The sequence below is a fragment of the Pseudomonas sp. Root71 genome (genome assembly GCF_001429045.1).
Lineage (GTDB): Bacteria > Pseudomonadota > Gammaproteobacteria > Pseudomonadales > Pseudomonadaceae > Aquipseudomonas > Aquipseudomonas monachiensis.
Map to the genome: position 1 here is coordinate 17170 of NZ_LMHY01000005.1, position 25400 is coordinate 42569.

19 protein-coding genes and 1 pseudogene are annotated in these 25400 nt (G+C 60.8%); 16 read left to right on the forward strand and 4 right to left on the reverse strand.

The genetic code is table 11. The annotated features are described in order from the left end of the window. Window positions 1-20 precede the first annotated feature (20 nt). A pseudogene (locus tag ASD95_RS06345) lies at window positions 21-2534 on the reverse strand (retention module-containing protein); the annotation flags it as partial. Window positions 2535-2890: 356 nt separating this feature from the next. On the opposite strand from ASD95_RS06345, the gene ASD95_RS06350 reads away from it, so the two are divergent. From ASD95_RS06350 to ASD95_RS06380, 7 genes are all read left to right on the forward strand, one after another. Further along, window positions 2891-4240, forward strand: coding sequence for a TolC family outer membrane protein (locus tag ASD95_RS06350; RefSeq protein WP_056727011.1), 1350 nt, complete (start codon window positions 2891-2893; stop codon window positions 4238-4240). Between the two features lie 42 nt (window positions 4241-4282). Further along, window positions 4283-6439 carry a type I secretion system permease/ATPase gene (locus ASD95_RS06355; protein WP_056727010.1) on the forward strand — a complete coding sequence of 719 codons (2157 nt, stop codon included), beginning with the start codon at window positions 4283-4285 and terminating at the stop codon, window positions 6437-6439. Next, on the forward strand, window positions 6429-7793 hold the full coding sequence (locus tag ASD95_RS06360) for an HlyD family type I secretion periplasmic adaptor subunit (protein WP_056727009.1): 1365 nt from the start codon (window positions 6429-6431) through the stop codon (window positions 7791-7793). Before ASD95_RS06355 ends, ASD95_RS06360 begins: the two co-directional genes overlap by 11 nt. 383 nt (window positions 7794-8176) lie before the next feature. Next, the gene (locus ASD95_RS06365; protein ID WP_056727008.1) at window positions 8177-9064 is read left to right on the forward strand and encodes a TauD/TfdA dioxygenase family protein; all 888 of its coding nucleotides are present in this window, start codon (window positions 8177-8179) and stop codon (window positions 9062-9064) included. Window positions 9065-9082: 18 nt separating this feature from the next. After that, a complete protein-coding gene (locus tag ASD95_RS06370; RefSeq protein ID WP_056727007.1) occupies window positions 9083-10108 on the forward strand; it encodes an ABC transporter substrate-binding protein in 1026 nt (341 codons plus the stop codon). A gap of 5 nt (window positions 10109-10113) precedes the next feature. After that, window positions 10114-10974 (forward strand): ABC transporter ATP-binding protein, encoded by an 861-nt coding sequence (locus ASD95_RS06375; RefSeq protein ID WP_056727006.1) that lies wholly within the window; start codon window positions 10114-10116, stop codon window positions 10972-10974. 21 nt (window positions 10975-10995) lie between these two features. Beyond that, window positions 10996-11862: an ABC transporter permease gene (locus ASD95_RS06380; protein WP_056727005.1), complete on the forward strand. Its 867-nt coding sequence runs from the start codon at window positions 10996-10998 to the stop codon at window positions 11860-11862. Window positions 11863-12068: 206 nt separating this feature from the next. Here the strand turns inward: ASD95_RS06380 and ASD95_RS28400 are convergent, their stop codons facing one another. After that, a complete protein-coding gene (locus ASD95_RS28400) occupies window positions 12069-12920 on the reverse strand; it encodes an RHS repeat-associated core domain-containing protein (RefSeq protein ID WP_082563009.1) in 852 nt (283 codons plus the stop codon). Window positions 12921-13236: 316 nt separating this feature from the next. Between ASD95_RS28400 and ASD95_RS06390 the strand changes: the two genes are divergently transcribed. The 8 genes from ASD95_RS06390 to ASD95_RS06425 all read left to right on the forward strand — a co-directional run bounded on the left by ASD95_RS06390 (window position 13237) and on the right by ASD95_RS06425 (window position 23264). Then, on the forward strand, window positions 13237-14157 hold the full coding sequence (locus tag ASD95_RS06390; RefSeq protein ID WP_056727003.1) for a LysR family transcriptional regulator: 921 nt from the start codon (window positions 13237-13239) through the stop codon (window positions 14155-14157). A gap of 224 nt (window positions 14158-14381) precedes the next feature. Beyond that, window positions 14382-15914, forward strand: coding sequence for an MFS transporter (locus tag ASD95_RS06395; RefSeq protein ID WP_056727002.1), 1533 nt, complete (start codon window positions 14382-14384; stop codon window positions 15912-15914). Between the two features lie 26 nt (window positions 15915-15940). After that, a complete protein-coding gene (locus ASD95_RS06400; protein WP_056727001.1) occupies window positions 15941-17005 on the forward strand; it encodes an HlyD family secretion protein in 1065 nt (354 codons plus the stop codon). Further along, window positions 17002-18489 (forward strand): efflux transporter outer membrane subunit, encoded by a 1488-nt coding sequence (locus ASD95_RS06405; protein ID WP_056727000.1) that lies wholly within the window; start codon window positions 17002-17004, stop codon window positions 18487-18489. Before ASD95_RS06400 ends, ASD95_RS06405 begins: the two co-directional genes overlap by 4 nt. A gap of 79 nt (window positions 18490-18568) precedes the next feature. Beyond that, a complete protein-coding gene (locus tag ASD95_RS06410; RefSeq protein WP_056726999.1) occupies window positions 18569-19342 on the forward strand; it encodes an efflux RND transporter periplasmic adaptor subunit in 774 nt (257 codons plus the stop codon). Then, a complete protein-coding gene (locus tag ASD95_RS06415; protein WP_056726998.1) occupies window positions 19339-20658 on the forward strand; it encodes an efflux RND transporter periplasmic adaptor subunit in 1320 nt (439 codons plus the stop codon). The genes ASD95_RS06410 and ASD95_RS06415 overlap by 4 nt, the downstream gene beginning before the upstream one ends. After that, the gene (locus tag ASD95_RS06420) at window positions 20659-22755 is read left to right on the forward strand and encodes an HlyD family efflux transporter periplasmic adaptor subunit (RefSeq protein WP_056726997.1); all 2097 of its coding nucleotides are present in this window, start codon (window positions 20659-20661) and stop codon (window positions 22753-22755) included. Between the two features lie 11 nt (window positions 22756-22766). Further along, window positions 22767-23264, forward strand: a complete 498-nt coding sequence (locus ASD95_RS06425; protein ID WP_056726996.1) for a GNAT family N-acetyltransferase — start codon at window positions 22767-22769, stop codon at window positions 23262-23264. A 22-nt stretch (window positions 23265-23286) separates the two neighbouring features. Here ASD95_RS06425 and ASD95_RS06430 read toward each other — a convergent pair whose 3' ends face one another. Both ASD95_RS06430 and ASD95_RS06435 read right to left on the reverse strand, forming a co-directional pair. Beyond that, window positions 23287-23598: a DUF6916 family protein gene (locus ASD95_RS06430; protein ID WP_056726995.1), complete on the reverse strand. Its 312-nt coding sequence runs from the start codon at window positions 23596-23598 to the stop codon at window positions 23287-23289. Window positions 23599-23653: 55 nt separating this feature from the next. Continuing rightward, a complete protein-coding gene (locus ASD95_RS06435; protein ID WP_056726994.1) occupies window positions 23654-24241 on the reverse strand; it encodes a phage tail protein in 588 nt (195 codons plus the stop codon). Window positions 24242-24554: 313 nt separating this feature from the next. On the opposite strand from ASD95_RS06435, the gene ASD95_RS06440 reads away from it, so the two are divergent. Beyond that, window positions 24555-25391 (forward strand): sulfotransferase family protein, encoded by an 837-nt coding sequence (locus tag ASD95_RS06440; RefSeq protein ID WP_056726993.1) that lies wholly within the window; start codon window positions 24555-24557, stop codon window positions 25389-25391. Window positions 25392-25400: the final 9 nt, after the last annotated feature.

The window sequence follows — 25400 nt, forward strand, 5'->3', positions numbered from 1 at the left end:
TTGATCGGCAGACCGGCCGNTGCAGAGCCGGAGGTCCCGTTCGCTGGAACAGTTACCTTCGTACCGTCGGAGAGGGTGAACTCCAACGGGCCGTGGTTATTGATCGGCAGACCGGCCGAGTTGGTCAGGGTCACGGTGTAAGTCACCGAACCGCCTTCAGCCACGGTGGACTTGTCGGCGGTCAGGGTGGCGATCACTTCGCTGACGGTGTCAGTAATTTCGACCTTGGCTTCGCCACCAATGACGAGGTTCTCAAACGACTTGCCATCAACGGTCGCATCACTGATGCCAACGGTGAGGGTCTGGCCGTCCTTGTAGACGTCGTCACCTTGCACTGGCGCGGTGTAAATGGCCGACAGCTTGCCGGCTTCAATGGTGACGGTGTCGCCATTGCTCAGGGTGATCTTGAGGTCGTGATCGAGTTTCTGGTCAACCTTGACGGTGAAGGTCGGCGCGAGGTTTTCCTGCACACCGCCATTGCCTTCGATGCTGACGGTGACCTTGTCGCCCTGGCCTGATGGCTCATCGGTGACCGTGGTTGCGACCTCGGTCTGACTCAGGGTCAGTTTTTCGAAGTTGTCTGCGCCAGTAACGCTCTCGAGCTTGTTGACGATCGGTGCCTGGCCGCCGCTGAATACGTCATCGGCAGCAGTGATGGTTGCAGAGCCGGAGGTCCCGTTCGCTGGAACAGTTACCTTCGTACCGTCGGAGAGGGTGAAAGTGAGTTCACCGTGATTGTTCAGCGGCAGACCGGCCGAGTTGGTCAGGGTCACGGTGTAGGTGACTTGGCCGCCTTCAGCCACGGTGGACTTGTCCGCGGTCAAAGTGGCGATGACTTCGCTGACGGTGTCGTTGATAGCAACCGATGCTGGACCACTAATGACCAGATTCTCAAACGTCTTACCGGCAACGCTAGCATCAGCGATACCCAGCGAGGCGCTGCCGCCATCCTTGTAGACGTCATCACCTTGCGCCGGCAATGCATAGCCAACTTGAGTTGCGCCTGCGGCGATGACCACCGTCTGGCCGTTGCTGAGTGTCACCGTCAGGTCGTGATCCAGCTTCTGGTCGAGTTTGATGGTGAAAGTCGGTGCCTGGTTCTCCAGCACCGGACCAGCGCTTTCGATGGTAACGGTGACCGTGTCATTCACATCGGAAACCGTGGTGACTGCTGGAGTGTTGTTGAGCACCAGGTTTTCGAAGTTGCCRCCGGTGGTACCAGTGATGGTGGTGCTGACGGTGCTGCCGTTGACATAAACGTCGTTGGCCGCCGTCGGCACGTTGACGCTGCCGCTGGTCTGGCCCGCTTCGATGGTGATGACCGAGCCGTTGCTCAAGGTCACGCTCATCGGCGTGCCGGCCGGATTGCTCAGGGTGGCGGTGTAGGTGATCTGGCCRCCTTCGGTGATGTTGCCGGTAGCCGTGAGGGTCAGCCCGGTGKTGTCCACGGAATCGGTGATGGTGGTCACGGCCGGGGTRGTGTTGGGCACCAGGTTTTCGAAGTTGCCGCCGGTGGTACCAGTGATGGTGGTGCCGCTGGTCTGGCCCGCTTCGATGGTGATGACCGAGCCGTTGCTCAAGGTTACGGTCATCGGCGTGCCGGCCGGATTGCTCAGGGTGGCGGTGTAGGTRATCTGACCGCCTTCGGTGACGGTATTGCCGGCCGTCAGGGTGACTGTGGTGGCGTCGACGGTATCGGTGACCTGGGTCACGGCCGGGGTAGTCGGCGTCGTTACTGTGATGCCGTTGCCGCCGCTGGTGCCGGTGACAGTTACTTCGATCTGGGTCGCGTCATTATAGACAGTGTCGTTCGCAGCCAATGGCACGTTGACGGTGCCGGTGGTCGAGCCTGCGGGAATCACGATCACGGCGCCGTTGGACAAGGTAACGGTCAGGTCGCTCAGCGGTGCCTGGGTCAGGGTCGCGGTGTACACCAGCACGCCACCGGCCTCGGTGATGGTCGGCGTGGCACTGAGGCTGAGGACTGATTCACTCGGGGTATCGGTATCGGTGTTGGTATTGAAATTGGCGTTGACGTTGGCATTGGTGGTCTGGCCACCCGGGATTTCCAGGGTCGTTTGCCCGGCAGAGTTGATACCCGCGGTCGGGAAGCCAATGGTCGGGTCGACGCGGCCAGCCGTAGCATCGAGCATCACGAAGCTGTGACCGCCACCGGCGGCACCACCAGAACCCGACGCCGTCGGACCCGCAGCGGTGGCTTCAAGGTCTTTGGTCGGGTCGGCACCGGCGATAATGGCTTGTTGCAGCTCTTCAACGGACGGCGCCGCCTGCGCGGTGGCGGCTGCCAGATCAGTGCCTGAGTCCGGGGCGTCAGCGCTCCACTGGGTGTCACGGCCCAGATCCAGGGTGCGGCCATCGGCCAGCTCCAGGGACACGGCACCGGAAAGGCCAGTGTCGATCTGATCGCCGGCAAACAGCTTGTCGCCTTCAACGAGAACGCGGCGGATGCCCTCGGGGGACACCACGAAAACCTGACCGACAATGCTTTTGACGATGGCAACAACACTGCTCATTGAAGACTCTCCGGGGCGTCACGTTCAGTTGACTTCCATAGACCTGATGGCATCTGCGCCGACCAGACTGGACGTACATTGCAAAATAGATGCACAAGTTTGACGCATCAACTCGTCAATAATTTGGCTATATTTTTTCGCTATTAACTTTATGCCAAACTATTGACCTTCTGGATCCCATCCTAAACAATCGTCCCAGTAATGTCACATTGATATTTAAGCTGTGACCTGTCCTCGGTATGTGATCCAGTTCCGCTTTTGAACTTTCCGACATACGGTCATTTCGCTTGCCATCTTCCGACACAGCGCGTTCTTTTGCTGTGATTCAAGACAAGAAGTCCTGGGAAATTCCTACAATGCGTTCGCCTTTGTTCATGGCTCTACCTTTCGTCCTTTCCGCGTCATTCATCCAGGCGCAATCCTTACCAGAAGCCATGCAACAAGCGCTGGATGTCCATCCGGAGGTCCAGGCGGGCGTCAACAGCCGATTGGCAGCGGACTATCAGTTGAAAGCTGCGAAGGGTGGGTACTTGCCACGGGTCGACCTGCTGGGCGGTTATGGTCGTGAAGGCACCGATAGCGTGACGACGCGAGATGGCAGCAACAATCACTTCGAAACCCTGAATCGCAGTGAGTCAAGTTTGCGACTGACCCAAATGGTCTTTGACGGTTTTGCGACGTCCAGCGAAGTCGGGCGTCAACAAGCCACCGTCAACTCCCGCGCCTACTCGCTGCTGAGTACCTCCGAGCGTACCGGGCTGACCGTGGCCCAGGTCTATCTCGACGTACTGACTCGCCGCGAATTCGTGCGCCTGGCCGAGGAAAACCTCAAGAGCCACCAACGCATTTACGACCAGATCCAGTTGCGCACCCAGCGTGGCGTCGGCAGCGGCGCCGACCTCGATCAGGCCGAGGCGCGGATGGCCCAGGCGCGCAACAACCTGATCACCGAGCAGACCAACCTGGCTGACGCCGAAACCAACTACCTCTCCGCTGTCGGCCAGATGCCGGATCAACTGGAGCGCCCGGCGAGTTTCATGGCGCTGATGCCGGCAAACCTGAATGAAGCCCGTGCACAGATGCTGGAAAACAGCCCGATCCTGCGCTCGGCCGAATCCGATATCGCCGCTGCCGAGAAGCAATACGACACGGCCAAGTCGACTTTCTACCCGCGCTTCGATGCTGAGTTGGGTCGCTCCGCGGACAACGACATTGATGGTCAGAACGGCCACAACAACGAATGGCAAGCCATGTTGCGCATGCGCTTCAACCTGTATGCCGGCGGCAGCAACAAGGCCGATCTGGAATCCAAGTCCTACCTGTCCAACCAGGCGCTGGACATCCGCAACAACGCCCTGCGCCAATTGAACGAAGAGCTGGGCCTGGCCTGGAACGCCCTGAACAATGCCAACGCGCAGGTGCCGATCGCCCAGCAATACGTCGATCACAGCACTGCCGTGCGTATCGCTTACCAGCGTCAGTTCAGCCTCGGCGAGCGTACCCTGCTCGATTTGCTCGACAGTGAGAACGAACTGTTTTCCTCCTCTCGCCGTCTGGCGGAGATCAAGAACATTCAGTTATTTACTCAGTACCGAATCAAGGCGACCATGGGCGAGTTGCTCAAGAGCCAGGGAGTGGTCGCACCATTGGCATCCGTTGTGCAGAACGACGTGAAGCCCAAGGTCCAATTGCCCGGTATGAATTGAGCAGGACCTTCGTTGTTCAATTGTTAGCCAAGAGTGCCGAGCGTGGAATCAGAAGTCAGTCGGGTTCAACTCATTCATGATCCGCGCGCGTTGCATGACGATCCGTTACTGGATGGTCTGCTCGCTCTTTGCATGCTGCACCAGAAACCTGCCAGCGCGGCAATGCTGACCACCGGCCTGCCGCTGTTCGAGCAGCGCTTGACTGTTGAGTTGCTGCCTCGTGCGGCCGCTCGCGCGGGGCTGCAAGGCCGGGTGCTGCAACGCAAGCTGGAGGATGTTCCGGCGATTGCCATGCCGGCATTGTTGCTGCTCAAGGACGGTCGCAGTGCCGTCCTGCTCGGCTGGCAAGGCGAAGATCAGGTGCGGGTGCTGCTCAGCGAAAGCGATGGCGGTGAGTCTCTGGTCAGCCGTGAACTGCTGGCCGACGACTATATCGGCAAGGTCTTTTTCGCCCAGCCGCAGCACAAGTTCGACGTCAATCACGGCACGCTGATTCCGCGTGCGCGCTCGTGGTTCCGCGATACCCTCAAGCGTTCGCGCTGGTTGTACGCGGACGCCATCGCCGCCAGTTTTCTGATCAACATCATTGCCATGGCCGCGCCGTTGTTCGTGATGAACGTCTACGACCGCGTCGTGCCGAACCAGGCCGAAGCGACGCTCTGGGTGCTGGCACTCGGCATCACGGGCGCCTACCTCTTCGACCTGATCCTGAAAAGCCTGCGCAGCCTGTGCCTGGATCTGGCCGGCAAGAAAACCGACCTGATCATCTCGGCCACGCTGTTCGAGCGCATCGTCGGCATGGCCATGAAATACCGGCCGGCGCGGGTCGGCAGCTTTGCCCAGAACATCCATGAGTTCCAGAGCCTGCGGGACTTCCTCGCCTCGCTGACCCTCACCAGCCTGATCGACCTGCCGTTCACGATTCTGATCTTTATCGTTATCGCGATCCTCGGCGGGCACTTGGTGTGGATACCGGTACTGGCATTCCCGATCGCCCTGGCCATCGGCTATGCCTTGCAGAAACCCCTGGTGGCGACCATGGAGCGGACCATGGCGCTGGGGGCCGAGCGTCAGTCTAGCCTGATCGAAACCCTGGCCGGCCTGGATGCGGTGAAGGTCAACAACGCCGAAAGCGAACGCCAGTATCAGTGGGAACAGACCATCGGCACCCTCAGTCGTCTTGAGTTGCGGGTGAAAATGCTCTCCGGCCTGGCGATGAACATCACCTTGCTGATCCAGCAGCTGGCCGGGGTGATCATGATCGTCTTCGGCGTGTACCAGATCATCGACGGTCACCTGAGCATGGGCGGCCTGATTGCCTGCTACATGCTCAGTGGCCGTGCACTCAGCCCGCTGGCGTCGCTGTCCGGGCTGCTGACTCGTTATCAGCAGGCGCGGGTGACCATGACCTCGGTCGACCAGATGATGGAGCTGCCACAGGAGCGCAATTTCGAAGAACGTCCGCTCAGCCGCAAGGTGCTGCAGGGCGGCATTGAGTGCCGCCAACTCAACTTCACCTACCCGCAACAGCAGAACCTGGCGCTGAAGAACATCAACCTGTCGATCAGTCCCGGCGAGAAGGTCGGCATCATTGGCCGAAGCGGCTCGGGCAAGAGCTCGTTGGCGAAATTGCTGGTGGGGTTGTACCAACCAGATGACGGAGCGCTGTTGGTCGATGGAGTGGATATCCGCCAGATCGACGTCAGCGAGCTGCGCTACAACATCGGCTACGTGCCACAGGACATTCAATTGCTCGCCGGCACCTTGCGCGACAACCTGGTTTCCGGCGCGCGGTATGTCGAGGACGAACTGGTGCTGCAAGCCGCAGAGCTGGCCGGCGTCCACGAATATGCGCGCCTGCATCCGCAGGGCTATGAGCTGCAAGTCGGTGAGCGCGGGCAGAACCTGTCCGGTGGTCAACGACAAAACGTCGCCCTGGCCCGTGCATTGTTGCTCAACCCGCCGATCCTGCTGCTCGACGAGCCGACCAGCGCCATGGACAACACCGGCGAAGAGCGCCTCAAACAGCGCCTGGCGGCGGTGATCGAAAACAAGACCATGGTGCTGGTGACGCACCGGGCATCGCTGTTGTCGCTGGTGGATCGGCTGATCGTGGTCGACCGCGGGCAGATACTCGCCGACGGCCCGAAAGCCGCGGTGATGGAAGCATTGAAGAAGGGGCAGATCAGTGTTGCTTAAGTCGGGTAAGGATTCGATCCGTCGCTACTTCAAAGGCACTGCTTCACTTCAGGGCCAGCCGCTACCTGAGGTCAACAAGGCGTTGATCGAGGATGCGCCACGGGTGGTGCGACTGACGATCTGGGCGATCATTGCGTTCTTTGTGTTCCTGATGCTCTGGGCCAACTTCGCGGTAATCGACGAGGTGACCAAGGGCGACGGCAAGGCGATCCCATCGTCGAAGATCCAGAAAATCCAGAACCTTGAAGGCGGTATCGTTGCCGAGCTGTTCGTCAAGGAAGGCCAGATCGTTGAAGCCGGCGCACCGCTGATTCGCCTGGACGACACGCGATTTGCTTCGAACGTCGGTGAAACCGAGGCTGATCGGTTGTCGATGCTGCTGCGGGTAGAACGCCTGAGCGCCGAGGTCGAGGATCGCCCGCTGAACTTCCCCGAGGATGTGCTCAAGGCCGTGCCGGGTCAGGCCAAGAGTGAAGAATCGCTCTATATAAGCCGCCGCCAACAGTTGCACGACGAGATTGGCGGCTTGCAGGAACAGTTGATCCAGCGCCAGCAAGAGCTGCGCGAATTCACGTCCAAGCAGGCCCAGTATCGCCAGCAATTGGGCTTCCAGCGTCAGGAAATCAGCATGTCCGAGCCGTTGGTGGCCCAGGGCGCGGTATCGCCGGTGGAAGTTCTGCGCCTCAGGCGTGCCGAAGCGGAGACCCGTGGTCAGCTCGACGCCACCACCCTGGCCATTCCGCGTGCCGAGTCGGCAATCAAGGAAGTGCAGCGCAAGGTCGATGAAACCCGTGGCAAGTTCCGTAGCGAAGCCCTGACCCAACTCAACGAAGCGCGCACCGACCTGAACAAGGCCCAGGCCACCGGTAAGGCCCTGGAGGATCGGGTCAGCCGGACGCTGGTCACTTCGCCAGTGCGGGGCATCGTCAACAAGCTGCTGGTCAATACCATCGGCGGGGTTATCCAGCCGGGCAGCGACCTGGTGGAAATCGTGCCACTGGACGACACCTTGCTGGTCGAGGCGAAGATCCGCCCGCAGGACATCGCGTTCCTGCATCCTGGGCAGGAAGCGACGGTGAAATTCACCGCCTATGACTACACCATCTACGGCGGGTTGAAGGCCAAGCTGGAGCAGATCGGCGCCGACACCATCACCGATGAAGACAAGAAGACTACTTACTACATCATCAAGCTGCGCACCGACCGCAGCCACTTGGGCACCGATGAAAAGCCGTTGCTGATCATTCCGGGGATGGTGGCTTCGGTGGACATCATCACCGGCAAGAAGACCGTCCTCAGCTACCTGCTCAAGCCGATCATTCGCGCACGGGCCGAGGCCCTGCACGAGCGGTAATCTTCATCAAGGCTAATGACCTCATCGTCGGAACGCCGCCCGGAGCAAGCTCGCTCCCACAGTCGATCTGTGTTGAAACGCAATTTTTGTGTTTCCACTGACCCCTGTGGGAGCGAGCTTGCTCGCGATAGCGTCCGCCCAAACACCACAACCCTGTCAGAAAGTGACAAATAACGTCACACCGCGATTCCTCCATTCCCTTAGCAATCGCCATATAGTTATTCGTTAACGGTATTTAAATTTCAATTCTTATATCTATAAAGTTAATCTCCTGCGTACCTGCCGACCAATCGGCGCGCCGCACGACACGAACCAACACGGGACCTCCGTGAGTTTCTGATCGACGCGCGCGCCTTTGAGCGTGCCGTGCGTGGGAGTGATTTATGTCTGCAGCTTCAGCTTCGCCAAACATCGCGCCGCAATTCTTTGAAGTCCGCCCGTTCAGCGGAGCGGTGGGCGCCGAGATCATCGGTCTCGACCTGTCCCGCCCGATCAATGATCAGGATTTCGCACGCATTCACCGTGCGCACCTGGACCATCACGTGGTGGTGTTCCGCGACCAGCGCATCACCCCTGAACAACACATCGATTTCAGTCGCCGTTTTGGCGTGTTGCAGATCCATGTGCTCAAGCAGTTCCTGCTGGCGGGGCATCCGGAAATCCTCATCGTGTCCAACATTGTCGAAAACGGCCAGAACATCGGTCTCGGCGACGCCGGCAAGTTCTGGCATTCCGATCTCTCCTACAAGGAGCTGCCGAGCCTGGGCTCGATGCTGCATGCCCAGGAGCTGCCGTCGGAAGGTGGCGACACATTGTTCGCCGATATGCACAAAGCCTGGGACAGCCTGCCGCTCGCGTTGCGCAAAGCCGTGGAGGGTCGCTCGGCGGCGCACTCCTACACGGCGCGTTACAGCGAGACCAAGTTCGAAGGCAACTGGCGTCCGACCCTGACCCCGGAGCAACTCGCTCAGGTCGCCGAAGTGGTGCATCCGGTGGTGCGAACCCACCCGGAAAACGGCCGCAAGGCGTTGTTCGTCAGCGAAGGGTTCACCACCCGTATCGTTGGCCTGCCGGAAGACGAGAGCCAGCAACTGCTGACCGAGCTCTACGCCCACAGCGTGCTGCCGCAAAACATCTACCGCCATCAATGGCAGCCCCATGACCTGGTGTTCTGGGACAACCGTTCGCTGATCCACCTCGCCGCCGGATGCCCCAGCCATCTGCGCCGCAAGCTGTATCGCACCACCATCCAGGGCGACGCGCCTTTCTGATTTGCCGGAGATCTGATTATGTCCAAACGTCTTCCATTCGCACCGCTGGCCGCGGCCATCGGCCTGGGGTTCAGCCTGGTCGCCGGCAGCCTGGTGGCGCCGACCGTGGCCCACGCCGAAGGTGAAATCCGCATTGCCGAACAGTTCGGCATCGTTTACTTGCTGCTCAATGTGGTGCGCGATCAGAACCTGATCGAGAAGTATGGCAAGCAGGAAGGTATTGATATCAAGGTCGACTGGACCCAGCTCTCCGGCGGCGCGGCGGTCAACGATGCGTTGCTGTCGGGCTCGATCGACATTGCCGGCGCCGGTGTCGGCCCGCTGCTGACCATCTGGGATCGCACCCACGGCAAGCAGAACGTAAAAGCCGTGGCTTCCCTGGGTAACTTTCCGTACTACCTGGTGAGCAATAATCCGAAAGTCAAAACCATCGCCGACTTCACCGAGAAGGACCGTATCGCGGTGCCGGCGGTGGGTGTGTCGGTGCAGTCGCGCTTCCTGCAATACGCGGCGGCCAGACAGTGGGGCGACAAGGAGTTCAATCGCCTCGACAAGTACACCATCGCCGTTCCACATCCTGATGCCACGGCAGCGCTGGTAGCCGGCGGCACCGAGCTGAGCGGGCACTTTTCCAACCCGCCGTTCCAGGATCAGGAACTGGCCAATCCCAACGTGCACGTGGTGCTGAACACCTATGACCTGCTCGGTCCGAACTCGCCGACGGTGCTGTTCGCCACCGAGAAATTCCGCAATGAGAATCCGAAAACCTACAAGGCATTCATTGATGCGCTGACCGAAGCGGCCACGTTTGCCCAGAACGACAAGGGCGCGGCAGCCGACACCTATATCCGCGTTACCAAGGCCAAAATCGACCGCGCCGCGTTGCTGAAAATCATCGACAACCCGCAGTTCGAATTCAGCGTCACGCCGAAGAACACTTACCCGTTGGCCGAGTTCCTCTACCGCGTCGGCGCGATCAAAAACAAACCGGATTCATGGAAGGACTACTTCTTCCAGGACGCCAAGCCGCTGCAAGGGAGCTGACCGACATGAATGCCCCTTTGCAAGGCCACACGGTCAGCAAACCGATCGCGGCAGCCCAGGCGCTGCTATCGGTCGATAACGTCAGCCTCGAATACCGCACCCCGCAGCGGGTAGTGCGGGCGACCCATCAAGTCAGTTTCGAGATCGATCCGGCGGACCGCTTTGTCCTGCTCGGGCCATCCGGTTGTGGCAAGTCGACGTTGCTCAAGGCCGCCGCCGGCTTCATCCAGCCAGTGGAAGGCGAGATCCGTCTGCAAGGCCAGCGCGTCGATGCGCCGGGACCTGACCGGATCGTGGTGTTCCAGGAGTTCGACCAACTGCCGCCGTGGAAAACCGTGAAGCAGAACGTGATGTTTCCACTGCTGGCCTCGAAAACCCTCAAGCGCAGGGAGGCCGAAGAGCGAGCGCTGCACTATCTGGAAAAGGTCGGCCTGGCGGCGTTTGCCGATGCCTATCCGCACACCTTGTCAGGCGGGATGAAGGCCAGGGTCGCCATCGCCCGTGCGCTGGCGATGCAGCCGAAAATCCTGTTGATGGACGAACCCTTCGCCGCTCTTGACGCCCTGACCCGGCGCAAGATGCAGGAAGAATTGCTGCTGCTCTGGGAGGAAGTGCGCTTCACGCTGCTGTTCGTCACGCACTCTATCGAAGAGGCGCTGGTGGTGGGCAATCGCATTCTGTTGCTGTCGCCCCATCCGGGCCGGGTGAGGGCGCAAGTCCACAGCCACCAATACGATTTGCACAGCCTCGGCGGTGTAGCGTTTCAGGAATCGGCGCGACGTATTCACCGGCTGCTGTTCGACGAAGGCCAATCACCGCAAGCCGAGCATGAACTGGATTTCGCCGACATCCGCATCGCTTATTGAGCCAGTTGAGAGGAGGGCCCGATGAGCCATTTATCATCCCCGCGTGAAGAGTTCGAAACGGTTTTGCAGCCGCTGACCAGCGTGCCGCTGGAGCGGGAATTACCCCTGGGCCAACGACTGTGGCAACAAGGTTGGTTGCGCAAAACCCTGATCCTGATTTTGCTCGCCGTGCTTTGGGAAGCTGTTGCGCGGTATCAGAACAACGACCTGCTGCTGCCGGGTTTTGTGCAAACCGCATACGCCTTGTACGACGGCCTGCTCAGCGGTGAATTGCTGGGTAAGGTATGGATTTCCCTGGTGGTGTTGCTCAAGGGTTACCTGATCGGCATCGTCCTGGCGTTTGCCCTGACGACACTGGCGGTGTCGACGCAATTCGGTCGCGATCTGCTTAGCACCCTGACCTCGATGTTCAACCCCTTGCCGGCCATCGCCCTGCTGCCACTGGCGCTGTTGTGGTTTGGGTTGGGCCAGAACAGCCTGATTTTCGTGCTGGTGCATTCGGTGCTCTGGGCACTGGCGCTGAACACCTACGCCGGCTTCCTCGGCGTCTCGGAAACCCTGCGCATGGCCGGGCGCAACTACGGCCTCAAGGGCATGCGTTTCGTGCTGTTCATCCTGATTCCGGCGGCACTGCCGTCAATTCTCGCCGGGCTGAAAATCGGCTGGGCGTTTGCCTGGCGGACGTTGATTGCTGCCGAGCTGGTGTTTGGTGCGACCAGCGGCAAGGGCGGGTTGGGCTGGTACATCTTTCAGAATCGCAATGAGCTGTACACCGACAAGGTGTTTGCCGGGTTGGCGGTGGTGATTCTGATTGGGTTGCTGGTGGAGAACCTGGTGTTTGATTCGTTGGAGCGGGTGACGGTTAGGCGGTGGGGGATGGTGCGGTGAAGTAGAAACTTCGCCGTGTTAAATCTGAATGTTGGAATAGATTCTACGGTGTTTGCGACGCTCTATCGCAAACACCGCATGGACAAGCAATATGTCGTTTGGCTGCGGTCGGTTGCCAGCAGCACGGTGCGTTGCCAGGTTTGGTTGTTTGAATCAACGGTTTTGCGCTGAGTCATTTTGGGAGTCTTCATGAGAGTCACGTGCTTCTAAGTTGTACGAATGATTGCGACAACTTCCCCGGTCCCCTTGTTCAGCAGAGAAGTGTGCTGCCTTGCGTCAAAATTCGTTTGTACATGGTCGTAGTTAGAGGATTGGATTTGAGGTTTTTCCGCTTTTGTTCGACCACGAAAAGTAGAGACGGCAGGTTTTTCTTGAGCAGAATTTATTTGTTGCCTGGCCTGATTGGGTCGATGTGAGTATCCAAACGAGCGTGAAGCAGTGCTCTGCGATATCGGAGGTGAAACTACACGACTTGGTGGAACAGGAAATGGCTCACTCCCTACCGTGGCAGCAATGACGGACTTTTTGGCGTTTCCTAGTGCGGCGGACATCTTTGAAGCGCTGCTACCAATAAGGCTAGTGGTGCTATTTATTGCGTTTTTTGTCGCATAGGCCGTCGTCTTGACAGTTTGCGTAGCAACATTGGTCACCCGTTCGGTGAGCCGCTGCAAAGCTCTGGAGAACGCCCATATCGATTTCCCCGTCGGATCAGAATTCATCACCGGCTCCCCGCCGCAATACATGTACGCATTCAACCCACCCTTTTCAAATGGACTCAAACTGTCCGGGCTCTGAAAGCGCATCAACTGCGGGTTGTAAGCACGGTAACCATTACCCAACAAATACCATTCAGGTTTGACCTCACGTAATTCGCCGTTAAACCCTAGCCGCGTCATGACCCCAAGTTGTGACGATTGCTGGCCATAGGGCGAGTACGCAATGAGATTAAGATTGCCCGCATCGACTTCGATCAATACCGAGTTTTTGAGATCTACTGCCAGCAAGACCGGGCGTTGCTGGCTGGGGGGCTGCTGATCAACAGGTTTGGCCTGACTCATATCGGGGAGCTTCGCGGAAGTGGGATATGGCTTAATGTTTTACTCGCTTGAACCCAACTAGATAACTATCAGAACTGATAGTGGCTCGAGTCGCGCACCTGGGGCGGTGCAGATGGATGTGGTGACTGCACGGCCGTCTTCGCGAGCAGGCTCGCTCCCACATTGGTTCTTTGTCGTACACAAATTTTGCGACCACCTTGGATCCCTTGTAGGAGCGAGCCTGCTCGCGAAGAGGCCGGTACAGTCAAAGCATCATTCGGAGGATGTTTGCTAGCATTGCATTTGACTCAACCAAGATCAGCCATGAGTGCTCACCATGCAACTCCCAGACATGAACCTGTTGGTCGCCCTCGACGCCTTGCTCGACGAGGGCAGTGTGGTCGGCGCGGCGCGGCGGATGAATCTGAGCCCGGCGGCCATGAGCCGGACGTTGACGCGCATCCGTGAAGCCATTGGCGATCCGATCCTGGTGCGCGCCGGTCGTGGCCTGGTGCCGACCCCCAAGGCGCTGGAGTTGCGCGAGCAGGTGCGCAGTGTGGTGGAGCAGGCCGGGTTGCTGTTTCGTTCGGCCGATGCGGTGGAGCTGAGCTCGCTGCGGCGGCGGTTCAGTATTCGGGCCAACGACTTCTTTGTCGGTGTCTACGGCGGCAAGTTGTTCGACACCCTTGATCGGCAGGCGCCGCACTGCGAACTGCGTTTCGTCCCGGAAGGCGATGGCGATGATGAGGCGTTGCGCGAAGGGCGGATCGATCTGAGCGTCAGCAACACCCGGCCGTTGACCCCGGAAGTGAAGATTCAGAACCTGTTTTCCACCCACTTCGTTGGTCTGGTGCGCGAGGATCATCCGCTGCTGGACGATGAGATCACGGCAGAGCGTTATGCGGGCTTCTCGCATATCAGCATGTCCCGGCGCGGCATTGCCCGGGGGCCGATCGATACCGCGCTCAATGCCCTGGGGCTGGAGCGGCGGGTGGCGGTGATCGCGCCGAGCTTTCATGCGGCAATGTTTGCCTTGCCCGATTCCGACCTGATTCTGCCGGTGCCCAAGGAAGCCTTGCTGAGTGTGCGACGGCTCGGCCTGAAGCTGCGCTCGTTCGACTTGCCGATCCCGTTGCCGACCTTGATGCTGACCCAGGCCTGGCACCCGCGTTTCGACAAGGATCCGGCCCATCGCTGGTTGCGTGAGACGCTCAAGGCGTGTTGCGATGAGACGTGGCTGGCTGCGCAGCCGGACTGAGGTCGAGCGCAATTTCCCCCTGTGGGAGCGGGCTTGCTCGCGAATGCGATTTGTCATTCAACATTGATACCGACTGACCCAACGCCTTCGCGAGCAAGCCCGCTCCCACAAGGGGTTTTGTATTGTTGCGTAAGGCGCACTTATAACCTGCCGATAAGTTGATTTTCGTCAGGCATTACGCTTCCTAGAATGCTTCGGTCTTTCCACGCCGGAGCTTGCAGTACATGACTTCCCTTACGGTCACGGCACCTGTTGCTGCGGCCAGCATGGCAGCCGCTCCACCCGTCTTCGGCCCGCGGATCATCATCGGCCTGGTGGGCGTGTTGCTGGCGGTGCTGGTGTCGGGCCTGAACGAGATGGTGACCAAAGTCGCCCTGGCCGACATCCGTGGTGCGCTGGCCATCGGCTACGACGAAGGCACCTGGCTGGTGGCCTGTTACACCGCGACTTCCGTAGCGGCCATGGCCTTCGCGCCGTGGTGTGCGGTGACGTTCTCGTTGCGGCGTTTCACCCTGTGCGCCATCAGCCTGTTCACCCTGCTGGGTGTGTTGTGCCCCTTCGCCCCGAATTACGAAAGCCTGTTGTTGCTGCGCACCCTGCAAGGCCTGGCGGGCGGTGCATTGCCACCCATGCTGATGACCGTGGCCCTGCGATTTCTGCCCGCCAACGTGAAGTTGTATGGCCTGGCCGGTTATGCCCTGACGGCGACGTTCGGCCCGGGCCTGGGCACGCCGTTGGCCGGGTTGTGGACCGAATATGTCGGCTGGCAATGGACCTTCTGGCAGATAATCGCGCCGTGCCTGATTGCCATGGCCGCGGTGGCGTACGGCTTGCCCCGGGATCCGCTGCGCCTGGAGCGCTTCAAGTCCTTCAACTGGCGCGGTGTGCTGCTGGGTTTTCCCGCCATCTGCATGCTGGTGATCGGCATCCTGCAGGGCAACCGCCTGGACTGGTTCGAGTCCAGCCTGATCTGCGGATTGCTCGGCGGCGGGCTGTTGTTGCTGGTGCTGTTTTTGACCGGCGAGTGGTCGCAGCCGATTCCGTTTTTCAAGATGCAGATGCTCGGTATCCGTAACCTGTCTTTCGCCCTGCTGACCCTGGCGGGCGTACTGGTGGTGTTGCAGGCGGTGATCATTATTCCGTCCAGCTACCTGGCGCAAGTCCAGGGTTATCGCCCGGTGCAGACCGCGCCGATCATGCTGCTGGCGGCGCTGCCGCAATTGATTGCGCTGCCGTTGGTGGCGGCGCTGTGCAACTTTCGCTGGGTCGATTGCCGCTGGGTGTTGGGCATCGGCCTGAGCATGCTGGCGCTGTCGTGCGTCGGCGGCTCGCAACTGACGTCCGCGTGGATTCGCGACGATTTCTATGTGCTGCAATGGCTGCAGATTTTCGGTCAGCCCATGGCAGTGTTGCCGCTGCTGATGCTGTCCACCGGCAGCATCAACCCGATGGAAGGGCCGTTCGCATCGGCCTGGTTCAACACCGTCAAAGGCCTGTCGGCGGTCATCGCCACCGGGGTGATCGAGGCGTTGACCACGGCACGCCTGCATTTTCACTCGACCATGCTGGTCGATCGCCTCGGCAATTCGCCGCTGGCCGAGCACGACAGCGCAAGTCTCGCTCATCGTCTGCATGAGCAAGCCGTGGTGCTCACTTCCTCTGATCTTTACCTGTGCATGGCCGGGCTCGCCGTGACCTTGATCCTGCTGATTTTCTGGCTGCCGACGCGGATCTTTCCACCGCGCGCACCGACCTGAATGCTCCACTGATACAGAAGGCTTTTATGAACACTCAAGCAAAACAGAAAGTCGCGGTGGCCGTGGCCGCCGCGTTGGCCGTCGGCGTGTTGCTGTACCTGGCGATGCCCGGCCTGTTCGGCAAGCGTACCCGGCAGAACACCAACGATGCTTACGTCTCAGCGGATTTCACCCTGGTGGTGCCGCGGGTTGCCGGGTTTATCAAGCAAGTGCTGGTGGAGGACAACCAGCAGGTCAAGGCCGGGCAGTTGCTGGCACTGATCGACGACCGGGATCTACGCGCCGCCGCCGAGGCCGCCGATGCCGAAACGCTGGTGGCCAGGGCGCAACTGCAAAACGCCCGGGCGACCCTCGAGCGCCAGGCGTCAGTGATTGCCCAGGCGCAATCCTCGGTGGTTTCGGCCAAGGCGGAAGTGGCCTTTGCCGAGCACGAACTGAGCCGCTACAACCACCTCGCCGGGGTGGGCGCCGGCACGGTGCAAAACGCACAACAGGCAAAAACACGCATCGACCAGGCCTCCGCACGGCTGGCCAACGCTACGGCAGTACTGGCGGCGGAACGCAAGCAGGTGGAGATCCTCACGGCCCAGCGCGATGGGGCCGAAGGGGGGCTGAAACGGACGCAAGCGAAGCTGGAAATGGCCAGCTACGAGTTGTCCTATACGAGGATCGTCGCGCCTCAGGACGGCATGGTCGGCGAACGCGCGGTGCGGGTCGGCGCCTACGTCACGCCGGGCAGCAAAATCCTCGCGGTGGTGCCGCTGGCGCAGGCATACGTGATGGCCAATTTCCAGGAAACCCAACTGACGGATGTGCAGCCGGGGCAGGTTGTGCAAGTGCGCGTCGACAGTCTGGGCGGTGCGGCATTGAACGGTCGTGTCGAAAGCATTGCACCGGCCACGGGGGTGACGTTTGCCGCGGTCAAACCGGACAACGCCACCGGCAACTTCACCAAGGTGGTGCAGCGGATACCGGTGAAGATCGTGCTGGAGCCGGGACAGTCGCTGGCCGAGCGCTTGCGGGTGGGGATGTCGGTGGAGGCGAGTATTGATACGGCCACCGCCAAGGCGAAAGAGGTTGTTCAGCGATGAAGATATGCGGCGATCCGACTTGCTCGCGAAGAGGTCATCAGTCTCGCCTGATTTTTTCTGTCTTGCTTGTGCTGAGCCTGTCAGCCTGCACCGTCGGCCCGGACTTCCACAAGCCTGCGGCACAGCCAATCGCCGAATGGTCAAAACCATCAAGGGCAGCCGCCAGCCAGGCCATCGCCGAAACGATGACCGAGCGCTGGTGGGAGGTGTTCCACGACCCCAAACTTTCGGCCCTGAGCCAACGCGCCCTGACCGACAACCTCGACCTGAAGCTGGCCAGCAGCCGCTTGCAGCAAAGTCGCGCAGTGCGTCAGGTCATCACCGCCGAGCGCTACCCCAGCACGGCGGCCAGCGGTCGTTACGGACGCAACCGCAACAGTGGAGAAGGCCTGAACGACCCGTCAGGACACAACGGCCAATCCGCCTTCAACCTGTGGGATGCCGGCTTTTCCGCCTCCTGGGAGCTGGATTTCTGGGGGCGCGTGCGGCGGGAAACCGAAGCGGCCGACGCCAACCTGGAAGTCGCCGAGAACGACCGACGCGGCGTGCTGCTGTCGGTGCTGGCCGAAACCGCCCAGGACTACATTCAACTGCGCGGTGTGCAGAACACCCGGCTCGTCACCGAACAGAATCTCGACGTTGCCCGCCATAGTCTGAAGCTCTCGCAGTTGCGCCTGGCCGACGGCGTCGCGACGGATCTGGATGTCGCCGAAGCTGCCGCGCAGGTGGCGGCCATCGAATCGCGCCTGCCCGCACTGGAGCAGTGCCAGTGGCAACTGATCAACGCCTTGAGTCTGTTGATGGGCGAACCGCCCCAGGCATTGGCGACGGAGTTATCCACAGACGCACCGGTGCCACAGACTCCGCGTCAGGTCGCCATTGGCCTGCCATCGCAACTGGCTGCTCGTCGGCCGGACATTCGCCAGGCCGAAGCGCGGCTGCATGCCGCCACAGCCAGCATTGGCGTGGCCAAGGGCGATTTCTATCCGCGAATCACCCTGTCGGGGAACATCGGTTCCCAGGCCATGCAACTGAGCGACTTCGGCTCCTGGGGTTCGCGTTCGTTCGGGATCGGCCCGCAGTTCAGCTTGCCGTTGTTCGACGGAGGCCGCTTGCGTGGCGTACTCGAGTTACGCGAAGCACAACAACAGGAAGCCGCTATCGCCTATCAGCAAACCGTATTGCGCGCCTGGCATGAAATCGATGACCAGTTGACCGCCTACAACGCCAGCCAGTTGCGCCGCGACAGCCTGGCCGAAGCCGTGCGCCAGAACCGCATTGCTCTGGACACCGCGCAACAGCAGTACGTTGAGGGTGTGGTGGATTTCGTCACCGTACTCACTGTGCAAGGGGCGTTGTTGGCGACTCAGGAGCAGTGGGTCGAGAGTTCGACCGGCGTGTCGCTGGCGGCCGTCGGGTTGTACAAGGCTTTGGGTGGGGGGTGGGAGTCGGTGTATCCGTTGACCGAGACCGCGCAGCGTTAATACGCAGGGAATGATGGCCATCTGCTTGACGCTAGTCACCGCTGCCGTAGACTCGATTGATCCGAAAGGGAGTACGGTCATGCGGATTTTCTGTGTGTTGGGGTTGGTCTTCGTCGCAAGCGTTGTCCAGGCGCAAACGCCTGGGGCAGACGATCCGCTTGCGCAAATGGATGCAGGCGCCAGTGCTGCGACCAGCACCGAGGCTCGCGGTGTATTGCGGGCCCGGGATCAGGCCGTACTGGCCAGTGAGGTGCCTGGGCGGATTGTCGAGTTGCCGTTCAGCGAGGGGGAATCGTTCAAGAAGGGCGATACCCTGGCGCGGTTCGATTGCTCGGCCTATCAGGCGCAGCTCAATGCCGCTCAAGCGGCCAGCCGTGGCGCGGGTGAAGAGCTGGCGCACAACCGGCAACTGGCCGCGCTGAACTCGGTCGGGCGTTTCGAAGTGGCACGTGCCGAGGCCAAAGTCAGCGAAACCCAGGCGCAGTCCCAGGTGTATCAAGTGCAGGTCAAGCGCTGCAGCGTGCTGGCGCCGTTCGATGGCCAGGTCGTCGAGCGCAAGGTACAGCGCTATGAAAGCGTACCTGCCGGTGCACCATTGCTGGACGTGGTCGACAATCGCACCCTGGAAATCCACCTGCTGGTGCCCTCGCGCTGGATGGCCCGACTCAAGCCCGGCCAGACCTTCAGCTTTGTCCCCGATGAAACCGGCAAGCCATTGGACGCGACAGTCAAGCGCCTGGGCGCACGAATCGATGAAGGCAGCCAGACCCTGCTGCTGGTGGCCAGCGTGCCCGACGCCAGCGGGCTGCTGGCCGGCATGAGCGGCACGGCGCATTTCGCGGAGTCCAGGTGAACGCGCCGGTGAGCGGCGGTGCCGAACAGGTATTCGCACGTTTCCTTGATCTTGAGCGCCAGACCCGCGCAGCCCAAACGCCCGCCCAATTGGCCTACAGCCTGGTCAATGATGGCCAGGCACTGTTTGGTTTTCGCCATGCGGCACTGTTGATCGCCGGCAAGGTGCAGGCCGTGACCGGTGTCAGTACGGTGGAGCCGAACTCACCCTTTGTAGCGTTCGTCGAGCAGGCAGTGGCGCAGTTGTTCAAGGGCGAACAGTTGCAGCAGGCGCGGGTCGTTGCCGCCGATGTCCTCAGCGAGTCGCTGCAGGATGAATGGCAAAGCCTGTCGGCTGCGCAGGTGTTCTGGCTGCCGCTGATCGATCGCCAGGGCGAGGTGTTCGGCGGGTTGTGGCTGGCCCGGGATGTTGCGTGGAACCCTGCCGAACAAGTCCTGCTGGCGCAATTGGGCGATACCTACAGCCACGCCTGGCAGGCATTGCAACCGCGCAAGCCATGGCGTCTGCGCTGGACCCGCAAACGCCAGGCGCTGCTGGTCGCGTTGCTATTGCTCGGGCTGTTCATCCCGGTGCGCCAGTCCGTATTGGCACCGGCCGAAGTGGTGCCGCTGGGGGGGCGGGTCGTGGCCGCACCACTGGACGGTGTGATTGCCGAGTTCCTGGTCAAACCCAATCAGACGGTGAAGGCCGGCGATCTGCTGCTGCGCTTCGAAAGCACCACGCTCAAGGCCCAGGCTGATGTCGCCGAACGTGCCCTCGGGGTTGCCGAGGCGGAGCTCAAGGCCAACTCCCAGCGTTCGTTCGCCGATGCCGAGTCCAGTTCGAAACTGGATTTGCTGGCTGCCCGGGTTGAGCAGAAACGCGCCGAGCGAGATTACGCCCGTGAACTGCTCAAGCGCAGCGAAGTGCGCGCCGAGCGCGATGGCATTGCGGTGTTTGCCGATGCCGAACGCTGGACTGGCAAGCCGGTGCAGACCGGCGAGCGACTGATGGAAATCGCCGATCCGACCCAGGCGCAATTGCGTATCGAGCTGGCGGTGGGGGACGCGATATCCCTGGAGCCCGGCGCTGAAGTCGCCCTGTTCCTCGACAGTGATCCGCTGCAACGGCATCTGGCCAGGCTCGAACGTTCGGCTTATGAAGCGCAACCCACGGCGGGCGGGCAATTGGCTTATCGGCTGGATGCGAATTTCGACGCGCCGCCTCCGCGCATCGGTTTGCGCGGCACGGCAAAAATCTTCGGTGACAGGGCGCCGCTGGCGTTGTACCTGCTGCGTCGACCGTTGGCCGGTTTACGTCAGAGCGTGGGCTTGTAAGTGAACCTGCCCGGTCTGCGTGCCGACCTGCAATTGTCCCCGGCAGCGCCGGCGCTGGACGGTGCGCCCAGCTGGACGCTGGCCGACCCGGTGCGGGGGCGTTACTTCAAGCTCGGTACGACGGCGATGCGCTTGTTGCGCCACTGGTCGCTGGGTGAGCCCGAGCAGGTCCTGCAAGCGGCCAATCGCGAACCGGGACTGGCGCTGGACGCTGCGGATCTGGAGCAGTTGCTGGTTTTTTTGCGCAGTCACGATCTGATTACCGCCCTCGATCCCCAGCAGCGTGCCAGTTACAGCGTTAAAGCGGATGCCCAGCGCCGGAGCCTGTGGCAAGTGTTGCTGCATCAGTACCTGTTTTTTCGTATTCCGCTGTGGCGCCCCGAGCGTTTTCTCAATCGCGCCTGGCCCTGGCTGGAGCGCTTTGGCCCGCAAGCGCTGCGCTATGGATTACCCGCTGTGCTGGGGTTAGGGGTGTTTCTGGTGTCGCGGGACTGGCAGCGATTTATCGCGACGTTTCCGCATTTGTTCAGCCTTGGCGGTGCATTGGCTTTTGGCGTGTCCCTGTTCTTCGCCAAGCTCTGCCACGAATTCGGTCATGCGTTCATGGCCAAGCGCGCCGGTTGTCGGGTGCAGAGCATGGGCGTGGCGTTCATGGTGCTGCTGCCGATGTTCTATACCGATGTCAGCGATGCCTGGCGGGTCAATGATCGCAAGGCCCGGTTGCTGATTGGCGCGGGCGGCGTGCTGGCGGAGTTGCTGTTGGCGTGCATTGCCTTGCTGGCGTGGTCGTTGCTGCCCGACGGTCCCGCCCGCACCGCGGCGTTCATGCTCGCCAGTGCCACGTGGATCACCACATTGGTGGTCAATCTCAACCCGTTCATGCGCTTTGACGGTTATTTTTTGCTCAGCGATTTCTGGCAGGTCGATAACCTGCAAGGTCGGGCGTTTGCCCTGTGCCGGTGGCGTCTGCGCGAGTTTTTATTCGGCTACGGCGCAGCGGCGCCGGAGCCTTGGTCGCCGACAATGCAACGGCGTTTGCTGATCTGGGGGTATGGCTCGTGGTTATGGCGCGCGGCATTGTTTTTTGGGATCGCTCTGGCGGTCTATCACCTGTTTTTCAAGGTGTTGGGGATTTTCCTGATGCTGGTGGAGCTGGTCTGGTTCATCTTTGTGCCCATCATGAGTGAGTGGCGCCAGTGGTGGAGCCGCCGCGAGCAGGCGCATGGACCGCGGGTGCTGCTCAGCAGCCTGGTGCTGCTCGGACTGTTATCGGTGCTTATCCTGCCTTGGCGCAGTGCCGTCGAGGTGCCGGCCATGCTGGAAGCGGGCCGGGTCAGCACCTTGCACGCGCCAGTGGCGGCACGGATCAAAGCCGTGAAGGTGCATGACGGACAGTCGGTGGCGCAGGGCGAAGTCCTGATCGAGCTGGAGTCCCCGGATCTCGATTCGCGCCAGGCTATTGCGCGCCGGGAAATCGAGATTCAGCAGTTGCAAATGCGCCGACAGGCCGGCCGCAGCGAAACGGCTTCTGATGCCGCCATCGTCGAGCAGCGCCTGGCCGAAGCGGTCGCCGAATACCGAGGGCTGGCGGCTCAGCGCGAGCGGTTGCTATTGCGTGCCCCCCATGCCGGCACCGTGCGTGACCTGCTGTCGCAATGGACGGTGGGGCGCTGGCTGTCGACCCGGGAGCCGCTGGCCAGGGTGGTCGAGGACGGCGTGCGCTTGCGCGGCTATCTGGCCGAGGCAGAGCTCTGGCGCGTGGTACCGGGCGCTACCGGACGGTTTATCGCCGATGATCCGATGCACCCGGCGATTGCGGTGCAATTGAGCGAAATCGACACCAACGGGGTGGCGTTTGTCGATCAGGAGGCACTGACTTCCGATCACCACGGACCGATTGCCGTGCGTCGCGATCAGCATCAACGGGCCGAGCCGGTACAGGCGCAATACGGCGCGCGGTTGATGACCCTCGAACCGGCGCCGACGCCGGTGCAGCCGTTGCGTGGCGTGGTCGTGTTGCAGGGCGGTGGCGAGTCTTTATTGGGGGGCGCCTGGCGACGCGTGGCGGCGCTGGGGGTCAGGGAAAGCGGTTTTTAAGGAGAGCGACGATGGCGAACAGCAGTGCTGTGGCAGCCGAAGGTTTGGTGGTACGGCCTTCGCTAGCCAGTGATGGGCCTTTTTTGCAGCGCCTGTATCAATCGGCCCGACCGGACCTGCAATGGATCGACGACAGTGTGGAGGTGGTCGAGCAGGTTGTGGCCCAGCAGTTCCAGGTACAGGAGCAAGGACTGGGTGAAAACTTCCCCAATGCCATGCATTACGTGGTTGAGAAGCTTGGTACTGCGATCGGCGCATTGAGCACTGATTTCGGGCCGAACGAGATTCGCGTGCTGTATCTGGCCTTCATCCCGGCGGCGCGGGGGCAGGGGTATGGGCGGGCGGTATTGCAGGGGGTGCAGAAAGCCGCCCAACAGATTCGTTGCCCGGTGGCGACGGTGGTCTGGGCCAGCAATCCCCATGCGCTTGCGCATTACCTGGCGCTGGGCTTTGCAGTGCAGGAATACAACGTCGCGGCACAACGGCTGGTGTGGTATCCGCAAGGCTGAAGGCACTGCGAGCCAGAAAGGGTCAGTTGAAGGCGATGTAGAAGTAGCCTCGCTGCGGATCACGTCCCATCGAAGGCACCCGGGAAACGAAAATGTTTTCCACTTCGCCCAATTCCGGCAATTGCAGCATGCATAGACCGTCCACAAAATCGGTCGGGACCAGGCTGTTGAGCTCGACACTGAATGGCATGCGCTCACTGTTGCGCATGCGGGCGCCGGGTGAGTCTTCAAGGTGTTCGATCTGCATCGGCAATTCACTGCCGTCGGGCAGGCGTAGGGCGACGGTCTGGCCCAGCAGGGCCTGGAAATGATGGCTTTGAACCGCTTGCAACATGATCAGGCTCCGAAAAATGAACAGTGCCGGGGGGCGTGCGGCCCCCGGCGAATCTTCAGCCGCGCGATGGAAAATACCCTTGCAGGGCGATGCTGAAGTTGATGACCAGGAACGGGTTCATCACGCTCATGGGCTGGGCTCCGCCCGTGGAGGCAATCTCTCCGGTGACGGTGGTGCTCACGCCCTTGAGTGCCACCGCCGACGCTCCTTGTTGATCGGAGTAGATATTCGCCGTCCCTGGTCCGCCGCTCGAAGCGCCGATGAAGGAGTTGGTTGCCGTTGGCGCGTTTACGGGATTGCTCGAGGGATTGGCCAGTTGCAGGGTAGTGGTGGCGGTCAGTCCGGACAACAGGTGGGTGTGGTTGGGCATATTGCCGATGGTCGCGGTGACGTTTTCGGTACCGGAAATCTCGCCAATGGTGCGCGGGCTGAGATTGGTACCGGTGCCCTGGGCCATGGGTAAGCGGCCTTGCAGGTTGGGTAGCATGAAGGTGGTCTGGCCGTCGCCGCCGTAGTTCACGCCAATCAGCGAGAACAATGCACTCCATTGCGCAATGCTCAACGTCTGGCCATTGCAAAGGGCCCAGTTCTGGGGGGCGAAATCAAAGGCGAAAGGCTGGATAGTGCCGATAAATACTTCCATGAATCCTCATCCTTCAGGTTGGTGGTTGGCGCGCCACGCGGCTGCCAGGCACCTGGGGGTGTCGACTCCTTTTCTTTGCGTGGCTCGGTCACGCCACGTCACAGCGTAGACGTAGATCGTGGGTGTCGTGGCGAGGTTGTTTTGTCCGATGGACGCTTCCCCAGGGTTGTCGTCGTTAAAGTCCTTCACTGGTTGCGCAAAGCTCGGTATCAGGTCGGTTTAGCTTCAAATTGATATCAAAACACCACTAGTCGAGGCGTTATCGATCGACTACGCTTTGTCCTACAAAGGACTATCAAAACGGTGAAGGGACTTGCACCATTTTCATTTCATTTCCGGTTTGCCGCGCTCGGGCTCGACCCTGCTTTCTGCAATCCTGTTGCAGAACCCGCGTTTCCATGCCGGAATGACCAGCCCGGTGGGTTCCCTGTTTTCCGGTGTTCTGGAGCAGTGCAGCGCTGGCAGCGAGTTCGGCGCGGTGATCGACACCGACATGCGCCGCCGCCTGTTGCGCGGCCTGTTTGACTCCTTCTACGCCGACAAGGCCGACAAATCGGTGGTGTTCGACACCAACCGTCTTTGGAGCGCCCGGCTGCCGGCCATCAACGATCTGTTTCCCAGGGCCAAGGTGATTGCCTGTGTGCGCAATGTTGCCTGGATCATGGACAGCATCGAGCGGCTTTACCGCGCCAATCCCTATGAAAACACCAAGCTCTTCGGCGATGCCGTCGAGCGCAACACCGTCTATAGCCGTTGCGAAACCCTGGCCCAGCGCAATCGGCTGGTGGGATTTGCCTGGGCGGCGCTCAAGGAAGCCTATTACGGCGAACATGCCGACTCCTTGCTGATCATCGACTATGACTTGTTGACCCAGGCTCCGGAGCGGGTGCTGCGGCTGGTCTACGACTTTGTCGACGAACCCTGGTTCGAGCACGACTTCGAAAACCTGGCATACGACGCCCCGGAATTCGATCAAGCCCTCGGGGTGAACGGCCTGCACAAGGTCAGGCCCAAGGTTGCCGTCCAGGCCCGGCGCACCATCCTGCCGCCGGATCTGTTCAAGCAATACTCAGACTTGTCCTTTTGGCTCGATGGCTCTGCCAGCGCCGCCAATGTCATTCGTATGAAGTCAGACGCTGCGAACATTTGATCGCGGCGT